This is a genomic window from Acidithiobacillus sp. HP-11, assembly GCF_015100075.1.
GTDB lineage: Bacteria > Pseudomonadota > Gammaproteobacteria > Acidithiobacillales > Acidithiobacillaceae > Acidithiobacillus > Acidithiobacillus thiooxidans.
Window position 1 is genome coordinate 40,188 of record NZ_JACKYY010000017.1, and the last position, 13,271, is coordinate 53,458.

A 13,271-nucleotide genomic window follows, 5' to 3' on the forward strand; every position below is an offset into this window, starting at 1 on the left:
GTCTCCTGCTTCCTTTAAGACAGATCACCATTTCCCTTGCTTAGATCGCTGCATTATTGCTCAGGAAATCATAATGCGTGATAGCCTCCATCGCTCCTGGTAGCCCACTTACCTGAGATTGATAAATATCCTCATGTTGCTGCAGATCTTTTTCTCCGCCCACCTGGGCAGCCAGAATATTACCTCCCAGCAAATCGAGATCCGCACGGGCACTGCCGACGACTAGTACGTGGTCAAGAGCGATGTCATGGCGATCCGCCACATAACGAATAGCGAATCCCAAGGAAGCGCGCTGGGGTACAACCAGAAATTCCTGCGGATTGAGGGCCATCAAACGGCTGGGAATATCACAGTTGTGAAGCTGATCATTCAGCTCTGCCAATCCCGCAAATTCGGCGTTGTCATGGATGAAACCATGCACGGCATAAAAACCCTGGCCGCTGCGGCCTACAATCTGCACGCCAGGGGTTTCGGCAAGCAGGTCGTATACCCGATCGCCTTGCCAATCTACGCCAATGTGGCGGCTCCAACCCTGATCGCGGGAGAGACTGGCACCATAATGAATCTGGGTCCCTCCACGGGTTATGAGAATATCAGGAACATTCATCCGGCGCTGCTTAAGCAGGGCCAACAATTCATGGAGAGGACGAAAACTGACCAAACCAAAGGCCATTTTTCGCCGATGGCGATGCAGCAGAGCGACCAGTTCTGCCTGTTGCTCCGGAATTGGTGCTGGATCAAGCAAACGGGCACCCAGAAATAACAGCCGATCGGCAGTAATACGTTCGCCCGTTGGGATACTTTCTTGTTGCTGAGGAACAGTAAGGGGCAATTCATCCAGAGCGGTCAGGTAATGGTCAACGTGGGTCTGCCAGGAATAATAGCGACGTACCCCGGCAATACCGTTCTTGGCATAACTTTGCCAGATAGTCTTATCGCTCAGCATGCTGAGCAGCTTCTCGCCAATTTCTTCAGTACTCAGAGGATCAATCAACACGCCGTTTTGGCAATTGGCAATAATATCTTTGGGCCCACCGTTTTCAGTCGCCAGAATCGGTAAGCCACAAGCCGCCGCCTCAATGAGTGTCAGACCAAATGGCTCGGTCAGGGCCGGATTGATGAAAACACCCCCCAGGCCTGCCGCCCAGCGATAGAGATCTGGTACGTCATCAGGACGGTGGTAGCGGGGATAGGCGGCTCTTCCGTAAAGATCATAACGATCAATCAGCAACAGAATTTCCGTCAATACCCGCCGTGGACCGGTGGCCATGTCACGAATGTCTTCGCGTGTTCCGGCCACAATCACCAGATTGGCGCGTGCCTGCAAACCTGGATTTTGGCCATAGGCATGAATCAGACCGGCAATATTTTTTCGTTCGTCGGGACGGGACAGGGCAAGAATAGGTGGCTTTTGTGGTGCTCGTAAAAAACGGCGCAATTCTGTGCTGATGGACGGCGAGGGTTGAGGACCGGGCTCAAAGCGGGAAACATTAACCCCTGGCGGAATCACCCGCATCCGCTCAGCATTAGCCCAATCATACATCCCGTATTGTCTATCGATCTCGTCCTGGGTACTGGTGATGATCAGGGAGGCAGTAGCCAGAATTTCTTCCTCAACACGGATACGCTGGGACAGGCGATATTTTTTCTCGAGGGTGCGCTCTGACTCTCCAGAGGCCAAAAGGCTTTGGCGTTTGCTGCGTCCGAGGGAATGTCCGGTATGCACCAGAGGCACACCGAGCTGTAAGGCCAGGCGCATGCCCACATAGCCTGCGTCGGCGTAGTGAGAATGGATAAGACTCGGAGATTGCCGGCGCAGATACTCCATGGCGTGATCACTAAAGCCATCCAGATAAGGCCACAGGGCTTCTTTGGGCAGGTATTCGTCAGGTCCAGCCGGAAAACGAATAATATGCGCCTTCGGCAAGTCAGGCAGACTCTCGTCCTGCCGGGCGTAATCATCAGCCACGTTAGAATCGTGAATCCTCCGGGTGAGCAGATCGACCCTCCCGACCCGAGGATCTGCGGCAAGCGCGCGCAGCAGTTCGACGACATAAAGAATCTGACCGCCCGTATCCGCATCGCGGCCCAGTTCCAGATTCTGGCCGCGAATCAGTCCGTGAAGGCTGATAAGAACCAGATGGAGCTGGGCTGAGTCCGGCTTGTTTTCCGGGCGATTGTCCATTATCTAACCCTCACTGTATGCTCCCGAAACATATTACCTACTCCTCTGCACTCTCCGTGGTTTCGTCCAGTGTTTCATCGAACCCCAGCCGCTCCAGAAGACCCGGCTCATCCAGGAAATAGCGCGCAAGTAATAGTCCTGCAGCGCTCCACACCTGTCCGATATTGGCCCGGCGACCTACCAGACGTCCAAGACGGCCGTCGTAGTATTCCGGCCAACGGTCGGCAAACAGGCGTGGCTCAACCATTTGCCAGGCCCGCTCTGCCAGATCCATGCGTCCCGCCTTGATAGTTGCCGCCACCAGGGGCCAGATCATGACCGGCCAATTGCCACCATTGTGGTAAGACCACGGAATATTTTTAGGGTCGGACCCCGTGATCAGCCGCCATTCATCCCCCTCAACGGCGGGATAAACGAGTTTCATGGGGACTCGTCCAAGCAGGTCGTTCCAGCGCTGCTCAATCAAGCTGGTCAACGCCTGTGCCTGGGCAACCGTGGCCATGCCCGTAGCCAGCATCAACAAATTTCCCTGGGCAAAAAAGCGAAAATCCATCCGCCCTGGACCCAGATTTCCTACGAAAAAGCCGGCCCCGTCGGGAAGCCAGTCCTGGACCCAAAGAGGAATGGATTCGGGGTGGATATTGAATAGATTTTCAATATCCACCCCGAGCATTTCCGTTTCAAAGCGATAAATCCGGTTAAGGACGTCCATATCCAGCCAGTAATACTGCTGTACATAAGAACGCAATACATTTCTGCGGCGCTGTGCCAAATCTACCAACCATTGACTGCCCTGCTCTGGAAGCAAAAGGGAAGCGCAGCGCAGGGTAGCATTGAACAGCGCCTGAATTTCGATGGGATGACCATTGACGCCCATACGTCGATCAATCATGAAGGAGGCATCAGGAACCAGCAGGGTCGGAAAAACCTCAAAGCGACTCTGCAAACACAGGCTCAGAATCATCCGCAACATGCGCTGGATTTCTGGGCTGCGGGCAAAATCCAGGTCCCCTGTATACAGCACGTAGGCATGCAGGAGCATGGACCACCACATCATCGAGTCCACCGGGGCTACCCGGCCAATGGCCCGGTCGCCAAAGTCCGCCAGCACCTCCTCTTCTCCATGGTCATTGCGCTGCACGCGAAACGAGGCAGGCATAACCCCGGGAGCAATCTGCTGCCCTTCAAGTTCTTCCTGCTGTCCTCTGAGCTGCATAATCAGATGCAGGAAGGAGCGGACGACGTCAGCCCGATTTTCCAGCAGCAGAATCAATCCGACGGGGAAAAAATCCCGTACGAAGCAATCTGCATAATTTTCTGCAGGGGCCTTGGGGTCGACGCTGGCTGCCGTACCCACCAGTTGCCCTCCATAGAAGACACCAGCAGCCTCAATCAGTCGATAGGCATCATCCAGGGCTGGACTGACGCCATGGTACCGGGGTTTATTGAAACAAGGTTCATTCTCGGCCAAAGGCTTTTCTCCTCACAGCTGATACTGGGCTAGCGCCTTCGCGTTGGGTTAAACAGATTATTCGCCTTGGGTCCAGCGACTCATGAACGATTCATAAAAATCCAGGGAATCCGGCGTCGCACCTTGCAGAGCGCAAACTGCAGCCGCCAATTCCCCGCCCCGGCGCAGGCGTAATTCCGGGCTTTCCCCCCGCAGCAGACTCCATAACCAGGCGGCAGAAAAGGCATCACCCGCTCCTACCGTATTCACCAGATTATTTACTGGTTCAGCAGCGGCTTCATAAAAGTCGTTATGATCCCAGTAGGCAGAGCCTTCCGGTCCACAAGTCAGCAACATCGACTCCAATGAAAAACGGTCTGCAAAAACCCGCATCTTGTCGCGTAGCACAGGCCCGGAACGTAGCGAAAAAACGGCCAGCAAAGTTTCTAATTCATCAACGTTACATTTCAGTATAGATGAATCGGTCAGTAACGGGGCAAGCGTATCAGGCGTCCACCAGGGTGCCCGTAAATTGATATCCAGAAATCGCTTGTTACTGATGGAAGCTAATTTCTGCAAGGTTTGCCGGGATGTACCGATTTCCCGCAAGGCAAGAGAACCGTGATAAAGCCAGGAAACAGGTTCAGGTAATTTTTCGGGGAATGGAATGTAATCATAAGCCTGATGGGGTAGAATTTCGAAGCGATGACCTTCTACCGGGTCAGGTAGCACCTCCACCCGCCCGGTTGGCAAAGTCTTGCTGACTGCCACCCCTGACAAGGGCATCTGCCATTGCCGCATATGATCCAGGATATTCCTGCCATTGATGTCATCGCCCACCTGGCTGATAAAAATGGCGGGCACTCCCAAGCCGTTTAAATGACGCGCCACATTAAAGGGCGCGCCCCCAAGGCGCTGGCTGTCGCCGAAGTCATCGACCAGACATTCGCCGAAAATCACTCCAAAACGCTTAAAATCATGCATGCTTCTCACCATATCGAAAGCATAGGTCACTGACAAGCAATCCCATTTTTTGGCGACATTGAACCTAAAAACGGCAGGTGCCGTGGGTGCTTTGCCGCGACTTTTGTTTCGAGCCGTTGTTGTTCTTGGCGAAAACCTGCGCCCGTCAGGAGAGCTGTTTGAGCCCGCAGGGCGAGTTCTCTCCTGACAGCAGGATGAGCCCTAGAACAACAGGCGAGGAACAACGGAGCAAAAAACACCCACGGCAACTGCCGTTTTTAGGTTGAACTATTTACCCAGATAGTCATCAATATTTTATATACCCATGATTTTTACGCCAATGCAATTTATCACTCAACGTGAGGGGTCTTGCCATGCCTGTAAAAACAACAGCCGAACAGCATCAACCCGGAAACCCGATATTTTCCAAGGAGCGCAGACGTCTGGCCCATGCACGCTTCGCCACTGTGCTGAAAATTCTGAATGAACCAAGGCGCTGGATATCGGTCTGGTTTCTGTCCTACGCGCTTCTCGGCGCCATTTCATCTGGCCTCCTCCCCATCCTGTTACCGTTGATGATTGTTGGTTTAACCCATCATCTCAGTTGGGTCGCCTATGTAATGGGGGGATTTAATTTAGGACTTCTGAGTTCACCCCTCTGGGGCTTTCTGGCAGACAGCAAACAATGGCATCGACCGGTCTTTTTTACCGGGTTTTTGATGCTGATCATCGCCCTTGCGCTCATGCCTTTTCTTCCGGGGCTTTTGCCCTGGAGTCTGCTGGCACTACTGGCAGGGGCTGGTACCTCGGCCGTGGCCACTGTGGCCAGCTTATTCATTGTCGAATTTGATCCCAAAGACCACTGGGAGTCTCGTCTTGGCTGGTTGCAGACTTTTAATGGCGCCGGACAGGTGGTCGGCCTACTGGTTGCCAGTGCTTTTGTGGCCAATTTCAAGATGGGTTTAATCTGCTCGGCCCTGGTATTAATTCCAGCCATATGGCTGGGCGCCAAAGGTCTGCCCGCTGCTGCAAAACGTTTTGACTGGTCTGCAGAAATTGGCAACCAGATGCGTCGGGAAATAGATTGGCGACTGCTGGCCAATTTTGGGCGTCCCGAACTGTTGGGAGGTGGGGTAATGCGCTTTTCCCATCATTTATCTCTGCGGGGTGGCAAACGCTTTAAGGAAGTCTTGTCCACCCGTTTCGGACGTTTTCTGTTCTCCTGGTTTGCTGTAGCTTTCGGCGTTGCCGCCTTTTTTGCCTATTTCCCCGTAGCCATGCAAAAAGCCTACAGCGTGGCCCCCGCCTTGACTTCCAGTGTCTATGCAGTGACGGCTGCCGTTGCCCTGATTCTCTATTCTGTGGGCGGACAACTCTCGGGAAAGTTTGGCGCCGGACGGGTATATCGCTGGTCGCTCATCGGACGACTGCTTGGGTTTACCCTGCTGTTGGCTGTCTTTTTTACGCCCATTCCCAAAACCTTCGTGGCTCTGTTGGGTTTTGTCCTGATTATTGCCGTATGGCCTTTGCAAAGCATCTCGGGCACTACTCTTACAGCCCGTCTGACGCCGTTCAGCCAGGGTGCCGCCATGGGTTTATTTAATGCCAGTGGCGCGGTAGCTACCGTGCTGGGTACTTTTCTGGGCGGACCGCTGATGCAGTTCATTGGTTATCCCGCACTCTCTGCCATGGCCATTGTGGGGATTATTCTCGGTTGGGTAAGCGGACATAATCTGCAGGCAGAAAATGTGTCACTCGCAACGGAGGCGTCAGCCAACGCAACTACGCGATCTACCATATAAAAATGGAAGACTGTTACAAGAAGTCTGACTGAACATCTAAACGAAAAATATGCAATTCCGGAGAAAATTATTCACTATCTTTCTTATCGCCCACATCCGGTAAACGGCGGATCACACGCTGAAAGAAAAAATTATTGGGGATGACGACCACCGCGCCATCGTCCTGTTTGAGTTCGGTAAACATCAGGTTTTCTTCAACCACTTCACCGATGAGTGTTTCGGGGAAAATTTCGATACGCTGACCTAAACGTAAGGGCTGCCAGAACCAGATAAAAAACCGCGCGGTAATATTGCTGACCATCGCCCACAAAGCCAGCATACCCACACCGATTACCGCCAGCAGACTGACAAAAGTCGTCCATATGGCAGTCACATCCACCGCCCAGACGCGCAACACCACTACCCAAACCAGAAGCCATAAAAACCAGGTAGTTATGCGTTTAAAAACGATGCCATAACCATGGGAAATGGTGCGCCGTGATCCCAGAAAAGACAGCAGGTGATTGATGGCTTTACCGTACCAACGCAAAATGACGTAGCTGCCCAGTATAATCAGTACCGTATAAATCGCTCTATGCAATAGCCATTCGGGATCTACATCAATCCCGTATACTGTCATTACCATGTCCTGTCCTTGCCGGGTATTTTATAGGCGCACCTTAGCCGAGGTGCTAGTATATGGCAACAAACAAGGCAAGGAGTAAGCATTGAAACTCAGTAAAATCAGTAGTAACAGCACCATCGAATTGGCGCTCTGGCGCGGTCGCGACTTGCTGTCCCTGCGGAATATCGCCCCGCGATTGACCCTGATGGATTTGCTCGGCGCGAGTGCCAGCCTGCGCAATGATCTGGAACAACGACTTAATCGTGCGCATGCCCAGGACCTGCTCGATCCCACGCAACTGAATTTTCTGCCTCCCTTACCCGAAAACTGCAAAATCCTCTGCGCAGGGCTGAATTATCAAAGTCATGCCACGGAAGTCTCTGCTCCACCAGCGGAATATCCCAACTTTTTTATGCGTTACGAAGATACTCTGGTGGGACACGGTCAAGCCCTGCGTATCCCTTCCAGCTCCCGGGAACTGGATTACGAAGGAGAACTCGCTGTGGTTATTGGCAAGCCCTGCTTCGGGCCCATGAACGATGCACAAGCACTGGATTGCGTGTCGGGTTACACTATTTTCAACGATGCCAGCGTCAGGGATTTCCAGTTTCGCGCCAGTCAGTGGACCCTGGGCAAAAACTTTCCTGCTACGGGCGGATGTGGGCCTGTGGTAGTCAGTGCCGATGAACTTCCCATGGGAGCCAAAGGCCTGGCCTTGCAGACGTTGATTGATGGTACGGTCATGCAGACCGGCAATACGGCCGATCTGATTTTCAACGTTGCGGCACTGATTCGAGCCCTGGCGGCAGTCACGCCCCTGCGTTGTGGAGACCTGATCATTACCGGAACACCGGCTGGTGTAGGATTCACGCGCAATCCGCCGCGCTTTTTACGGGCCGGCGAACACTGCGAAATTCGTATTGAAGGCATCGGGTCGCTCATCAATCCGGTCACGGCAAATTAACCAGGCACGCAGCACTAACGATTGCGCATGAAATCTGCCGTACGCTGCAAGGCAGTCTGTAAATGCGTATACACTTCGGGCGGCATGTCCTGTTCCTGCATGGAGCGCAACATGCAGGCCATCCACTGATCCCGCGCCTGATCATCTACCGGAAAGCTGGCATGGCGCGCCCGCAGGCGGGGATGTCCAAACTTTTCGACGTACAAATCCGGTCCACCCAGCCAGCCTGAAAGAAACAAAAACAGTTTCTCCTTGGATTCGCTCAAGTCGGCCGGATGCATTTCCCGCAAAGGACTGCGCCATTGGGCTTCACTGTCCATCAAGTCATAAAAACGATTGACCAAAGCCCGGATCGCGCTTTCGCCGCCCAACAGAATATAAGGAGAAGTTTCAGGTTCAAGAATCACAAATCACTCCAAATAAGTATAACCATGCAGACCATCGGCAAATTGTTGCAGGAAAATGTGCCGTTGCTCAGGGTTGAGATGGGTACAATGATCGACTTTTTTCTGGTAACGCGCCAGTAAATCCGGAGCAGAAAACTGCACGTAATTCAATACCGATTCTACGGTATCTCCGGCCACAGGCTGCTCCAGAAGAACCTGACCCTGCGCATTACAAAGCACATTCACCGAATCCGTATCGCCGAAAAGATTGTGCATATCACCAAGAATTTCCTGATAGGCACCCACCATAAATATACCCAATATATAGGGCTTGTCATTTTGCACGGCATGAACCGGCAAGGCCGGCGTCAGGCCTTCTGCGGTCACATAGGCGTCAATCCGACCATCGGAATCACAGGTAATATCTTCAATCCGGGCGCGACGTTTTGGTTCTTCATTTAAGCGCTGAATGGGCATAATGGGGAAAATCTGATCTATCGCCCAGACATCCGGCAAGGATTGAAATAATGAAAAATTCACGAAATATTTATCGACAATTTTTTCATCCAGTTCATCCAGAATATCCCGATGCGCCCGATTATGGGGGTCCAGAAAGCGACGCACCTGCCAGATAACGCGCGCGTAAATTTCTTCCGCCTGCGCTCTTTGTTCAATATGCAGCAGACCAAGATTAAATTGTTGATGTACTTCACCCAGCAGGTAAATGGCTTCCTGATAAACCTCCAGGGCATCTGATGACTGGGCATTCTCCAGGCGTTGGAGCAGACGTTGCCATTCCTCGGTGATTCCCTGCGCGGCAGTTGCAGACAAGGGCAGCTCTCCTGCTGCCATTTCCACATCTGTCACATTCGTCAACAAAATGGCATGGTGAGCGGTCAGAGCCCGGCCCGATTCCGAAACCACATGGGGCTCCGGCAAATTTTCCTGGCGGGACACCTCAGCCAGGGCACTGACAATGGCATGTGCATAATCGCTGACATGATAGTTGGTCGAGCAATAGGCACGCGAATGGGTTCCTTCGTAATCCACCCCCAGACCGCCGCCTACGTCCACGACTTCCAGGGCCGCGCCCAGACGCCGCAACTCGGCATACAGTCGCGCGCACTCGCGCATACCACCTTTAATAAACTGAATATTGGGAATTTGCGAACCCAGATGAAAATGCAGTAACTGCAGACTTTGCAGAGCGTTCTCCCGGCGTAGATGTTCAAGCAAATCGAGAATATGCGCGGTGGACAAACCAAACTTGGATTTTTCCCCACCCGTGTTTTGCCATTTACCCGCCCCTGCCGAAGCCAGCCGGGCACGAACGCCAATGCGGGGTTGCACACCAATATCCCGGGATTCACTGAGGATGAGCGGTAATTCCGATATTTTTTCCACCACCAGATAAACCCGCAAGCCCAGCTTTTCGCCGCTCAAGGCCAAACGAATATACTCGCGATCCTTATAGCCATTGCAAATGACTGTTCCGCCTACGGGCATTAAGCCCAGCACGGCCAGCAATTCCGGCTTGCTGCCCGCTTCAAGGCCCACATTGCCTGAGCCCGCCCGCAGAATTTCTTCCACAACCCGACGTTGCTGATTGACCTTGATAGGATAAACCGGGGTATAGCCCCCCTGATAGTGCGTATCCTGCATGGCGGCCGTAAAGGCGCCACGCAGTTTTTCTACCCGGTGACCGAGAATTTGTGGAAAACGCAGCAGACAGGGCAGCCCCAGGGAGTGTTCTCCCAATTCGCTGGCCACATCAGCCAGTCCAATCGCCGGACTGTCCGCACGCGCATCTGGCCGCACCAGCATTTGCCCGTCTTCGGCGATGTCAAAATAACCTTCGCCCCATTGCTGCAGATTGTACAGATGACGACTATCGGCCACAGTCCAGGTCATGCCCGCTCTCCCCCCTCAAAAGCCCAGCGCAGTCTAAGGGTTCTGCAGGCCACCCGACAAGTCATCTATAGAGCTTCGTTGGCAAAATCCGCCAGTCTTGAGCGTTCGCCACGGCGCAGGGTAATGTGGCCGCTATGTGCCCAATTCTTGAAACGATCCACCACATAGGTCAGACCCGAAGTGGTCTCCGTCAGATAGGGCGTATCAATCTGGGCAATATTGCCCAGGCAGACAATTTTGGTGCCGGGGCCTGCCCGGGTAATCAGGGTTTTCATTTCCTTGGAGGTGAGATTCTGGGCCTCGTCGATAATGACAAATTTCTCCAGAAAAGTGCGCCCCCGCATGAAACTCATGGATTTCACGCGAATGCGTTTGTTTAGCAAGTCCTGGGTCGCACTGCGCCCCCAACTCCCGGCTTCATCGCTGCTGCGCGCCAGAATTTCCAGATTGTCTTCCAGCGCACCCATCCATGGCTGCATTTTTTCTTCTTCAGTCCCCGGCAAAAAACCAATTTCTTCGCCTACTGGTACCGTTGCCCGGGTAATAATGACTTCCGAATAGCGTTTATGTTCAAAAACCTGATCCAGAGCGGCCGCCAGGGTCAGCAGGGTTTTTCCGGTGCCGGCATGACCCAGCAGGGTGACAAAATCAATGTCCGGATCCATCAGCAGATTCAAGGCAAAATTCTGCTCAGGATTACGGGCGACAATTCCCCAAACGGCATGACGATCATGACGATAATCCGTGATTCGCTCGATGATGGCATGTTCAGGATGCACTTCGCGGACAATAGCCGCGAATTCATCGGCATCCGCCTCCCCCTGATGCAGGGCAATAAATTCATTGGCATGCCAGTGCTGAATGGCAGGACCACTGATTTTATAGAAACTGCGCCCGCTTTCCTGCCAGGCATCCAGATCGCGACTGTGCTGATCCCAGAAATTTGCACTGAGAATTTCCGAGCCTGTGTACAATAAGTCCGCATCTTCCAGGGCACGGTCATTTTCGTAGTCTTCCACGCGGATACCCAGGGTCCGGCCCTTGATGCGCAGATTGATGTCCTTGCTGACCAGAATGACATCTTTTTCAGGGTGACGATTTTGCAAGGCCAAGGTGACCGCAAGAATTTCATTATCGGCCTTACCACCCGCCAGATCTTCCGGCAAAGCCTGCTGGTAGGCGGCCGTCTGAAAAAACAGACGGCCCTGGGCGTAGGGCAAAGGCAGGCCCTTATCCAGATCCGCCGTATCCGTCAGCAGTTCGTCGAGCCTGCGACTGACCTGACGGACGTTACGGGCCTGCTCGCTGAGTCCTTTTTTATGCTGATCCAGCTCTTCCAGAACAATCATGGGAAGCAGAATGTCGTGTTCCTGAAAGCGGAACAGCGACGCTGGATCGTGCATCAGGACATTGGTGTCGAGAATATAAAGCCGTGGTTTTTGGGGATCGTTGGCAACAGCTTTGCCGGCACTCATGGGAGTTTTTTGACAATATCAAGTATCGCCGCCGCATGACCTGCCGCTTTGACCTTGCGCTCCACATAGGCAATTTTACCTTGCCGGTCAATAACAAAGGTGCTGCGCTCTACACCAATACTGACTTTGCCGTACATGTTTTTTTCCTTGAGCACATCAAAAGCGGTGCAGAGGGCTTCGTCCGTATCTGCCAGAAGCGGAAAAGGGAAATTGAACTTGCAGGCGAATTTTTCATGGCTGGCCAGACTGTCGCGGGAAACGCCCAAAACTTCTGCGCCAGCCGCCTGAAAATCAGGATAAAGGGCAGTAAATTCCTGGCCTTCTGTGGTGCAGCCGGGAGTATCATCCTTGGGATAAAAATAAAGGACGACAATTTTGCCGTGGAGATCGCGCAAACGGATTTCTGAATCCTTGCCATAAGCAGCAGCGTGAAATTGCGGGGCATCTTGACCAACGGCGATTTTTTCTGAGGACATGGAAGACTCCTGAGTGAACCTGTTGAAAATCTAGCGCGGCTGATGCCCAGATGTCCAGCCATTCCCCGGATCACGGTCGGACTTGCACCCATGCAGGGGCTGCTCTAGCATGAACCCATGAAAAATCATGTTCATGATACGCCCTCCCCCACGCACAGCGATGCAGAAGTGACTCAGCTATTGCGGGACGCGGGACAACGCGTCACCAAGTTACGCGTTGCTGTTTACAGGACGCTCCTGGACGCCGAGCAACCCCTGAGCCATCCCGAGGTCCAGCAACGTCTGGAATCAAGCATCGCGAGCCCGGTAGATCGGGTCAGCTTATATCGCAATCTGGAGTGGTTAGTGGATATCGGCCTGGCCCACCGCATTACCGCAGATGATAGGGTCTGGCGTTTCAGTGCCCGACGCCTGGAACAATCCAATCAGCATCCCCATTTTCACTGTGTTTCCTGTGGACAGGTTTTTTGTCTTCCGGAAAGCCCGGTCTCCACGCCCACTCTTCCCAAGGATTATTCGGTCATCGAAATGGAACTGGTGGTGAACGGTGTCTGTGCCCATTGTGGTAAAAACAAAACCCCCGATTGATCGTAATACGAGGGCTAATATCAGTCTGATTTTCATCTGTCGATCCTCCATGAATACTCCCTTTGCACAAAGCGAGGGAAATGGGAGGATGGCCGTTAGTCTCCCGGCAATGACTTGCAGAAATCCGTGTGTATAATACACACCATGACGAGCTCAGAACTGATCAAATGCCTGGAGTCGGCGGGATGGTTGCATCGAAGTACAAAAGGTTCGCATCACGTCTATGTGCATCCCGATCGCCCAGGGCATCTTTCGATCCCGCATCCACGTAAAGACCTGGGCACAGGATTACTCCACAAACTTTTGAAGCAGGCAGGACTTAAACTGAAGTTTCACCGATTTTCATGAGGAATAAGTCGCCGCATGCTACGCCACCATACGCATGAGCATCTGAGTGAATGATTTATGAGGGGGTTGGCAGAGATGGGGCCAAAGTCCCAGAAAATGGCTGGAGAGAGCTTCATCTG

At 52.9% G+C, this 13,271-nt stretch carries 12 protein-coding genes; 4 read left to right on the forward strand and 8 right to left on the reverse strand.

Annotation, left to right across the window (positions count from 1 at the left end):
• Positions 1-40: 40 nt before the first annotated feature.
• The 3 genes from H7F08_RS06995 to H7F08_RS07005 are packed head-to-tail and all read right to left on the reverse strand — an operon-like array spanning position 41 to position 4,619.
• A complete protein-coding gene (locus tag H7F08_RS06995; protein ID WP_193640203.1) occupies positions 41-2,185 on the reverse strand; it encodes an HAD family hydrolase in 2,145 nt (714 codons plus the stop codon).
• A 37-nt stretch (positions 2,186-2,222) separates the two neighbouring features.
• Positions 2,223-3,656, reverse strand: a complete 1,434-nt coding sequence (locus H7F08_RS07000) for a glycoside hydrolase 100 family protein (RefSeq protein WP_193640204.1) — start codon at positions 3,654-3,656, stop codon at positions 2,223-2,225.
• Between the two features lie 57 nt (positions 3,657-3,713).
• Entirely contained in the window at positions 3,714-4,619 is a 906-nt protein-coding gene (locus H7F08_RS07005) for a PfkB family carbohydrate kinase (RefSeq protein ID WP_193640205.1), read from the reverse strand.
• Between the two features lie 353 nt (positions 4,620-4,972).
• On the opposite strand from H7F08_RS07005, the gene H7F08_RS07010 reads away from it, so the two are divergent.
• Positions 4,973-6,400: an MFS transporter gene (locus tag H7F08_RS07010; protein ID WP_193640206.1), complete on the forward strand. Its 1,428-nt coding sequence runs from the start codon at positions 4,973-4,975 to the stop codon at positions 6,398-6,400.
• A gap of 67 nt (positions 6,401-6,467) precedes the next feature.
• On the opposite strand, the gene H7F08_RS07015 is transcribed toward H7F08_RS07010, so the two are convergent.
• Positions 6,468-7,025, reverse strand: coding sequence for a mechanosensitive ion channel domain-containing protein (locus H7F08_RS07015; protein ID WP_226831389.1), 558 nt, complete (start codon positions 7,023-7,025; stop codon positions 6,468-6,470).
• 82 nt (positions 7,026-7,107) lie between these two features.
• Between H7F08_RS07015 and H7F08_RS07020 the strand changes: the two genes are divergently transcribed.
• Entirely contained in the window at positions 7,108-7,968 is an 861-nt protein-coding gene (locus H7F08_RS07020) for a fumarylacetoacetate hydrolase family protein (protein WP_193640207.1), read from the forward strand.
• A 14-nt stretch (positions 7,969-7,982) separates the two neighbouring features.
• Here H7F08_RS07020 and H7F08_RS07025 read toward each other — a convergent pair whose 3' ends face one another.
• The 4 genes from H7F08_RS07025 to H7F08_RS07040 form a co-directional block, all read right to left on the reverse strand.
• Positions 7,983-8,375, reverse strand: a complete 393-nt coding sequence (locus tag H7F08_RS07025) for a group II truncated hemoglobin (protein ID WP_081577562.1) — start codon at positions 8,373-8,375, stop codon at positions 7,983-7,985.
• Between the two features lie 3 nt (positions 8,376-8,378).
• On the reverse strand, positions 8,379-10,265 hold the full coding sequence (gene speA / locus H7F08_RS07030) for a biosynthetic arginine decarboxylase (protein ID WP_193640208.1): 1,887 nt from the start codon (positions 10,263-10,265) through the stop codon (positions 8,379-8,381).
• 65 nt (positions 10,266-10,330) lie between these two features.
• Positions 10,331-11,740 (reverse strand): PhoH family protein, encoded by a 1,410-nt coding sequence (locus H7F08_RS07035; RefSeq protein WP_193640209.1) that lies wholly within the window; start codon positions 11,738-11,740, stop codon positions 10,331-10,333.
• The gene (locus tag H7F08_RS07040; RefSeq protein WP_031569480.1) at positions 11,737-12,216 is read right to left on the reverse strand and encodes a peroxiredoxin; all 480 of its coding nucleotides are present in this window, start codon (positions 12,214-12,216) and stop codon (positions 11,737-11,739) included. The genes H7F08_RS07035 and H7F08_RS07040 overlap by 4 nt, the downstream gene beginning before the upstream one ends.
• 117 nt (positions 12,217-12,333) lie before the next feature.
• Here H7F08_RS07040 and H7F08_RS07045 point away from each other — a divergent pair, with 117 nt between their 5' ends.
• Positions 12,334-12,804, forward strand: a complete 471-nt coding sequence (locus tag H7F08_RS07045) for a Fur family transcriptional regulator (protein ID WP_024893737.1) — start codon at positions 12,334-12,336, stop codon at positions 12,802-12,804.
• A 144-nt stretch (positions 12,805-12,948) separates the two neighbouring features.
• A complete protein-coding gene (locus H7F08_RS07050; RefSeq protein ID WP_193640210.1) occupies positions 12,949-13,152 on the forward strand; it encodes a type II toxin-antitoxin system HicA family toxin in 204 nt (67 codons plus the stop codon).
• Positions 13,153-13,271 lie beyond the last annotated feature (119 nt).

What these genes read in the sequence shown, in the direction of transcription:
- H7F08_RS07050 (WP_193640210.1), top strand. Translation starts at nt 12,949, where the DNA reads ATGACGAGCTCAGAACTGATCAAATGCCTGGAGTCGGCGGGATGGTTG.
- H7F08_RS06995 (WP_193640203.1), bottom strand. Translation starts at nt 2,185, where the DNA reads ATGGACAATCGCCCGGAAAACAAGCCGGACTCAGCCCAGCTCCATCTG.
- H7F08_RS07035 (WP_193640209.1), bottom strand. Translation starts at nt 11,740, where the DNA reads ATGAGTGCCGGCAAAGCTGTTGCCAACGATCCCCAAAAACCACGGCTT.
- H7F08_RS07010 (WP_193640206.1), top strand. Translation starts at nt 4,973, where the DNA reads ATGCCTGTAAAAACAACAGCCGAACAGCATCAACCCGGAAACCCGATA.
- H7F08_RS07005 (WP_193640205.1), bottom strand. Translation starts at nt 4,619, where the DNA reads ATGCATGATTTTAAGCGTTTTGGAGTGATTTTCGGCGAATGTCTGGTC.
- H7F08_RS07045 (WP_024893737.1), top strand. Translation starts at nt 12,334, where the DNA reads ATGAAAAATCATGTTCATGATACGCCCTCCCCCACGCACAGCGATGCA.
- H7F08_RS07015 (WP_226831389.1), bottom strand. Translation starts at nt 7,025, where the DNA reads ATGGTAATGACAGTATACGGGATTGATGTAGATCCCGAATGGCTATTG.
- speA (WP_193640208.1), bottom strand. Translation starts at nt 10,265, where the DNA reads ATGACCTGGACTGTGGCCGATAGTCGTCATCTGTACAATCTGCAGCAA.
- H7F08_RS07040 (WP_031569480.1), bottom strand. Translation starts at nt 12,216, where the DNA reads ATGTCCTCAGAAAAAATCGCCGTTGGTCAAGATGCCCCGCAATTTCAC.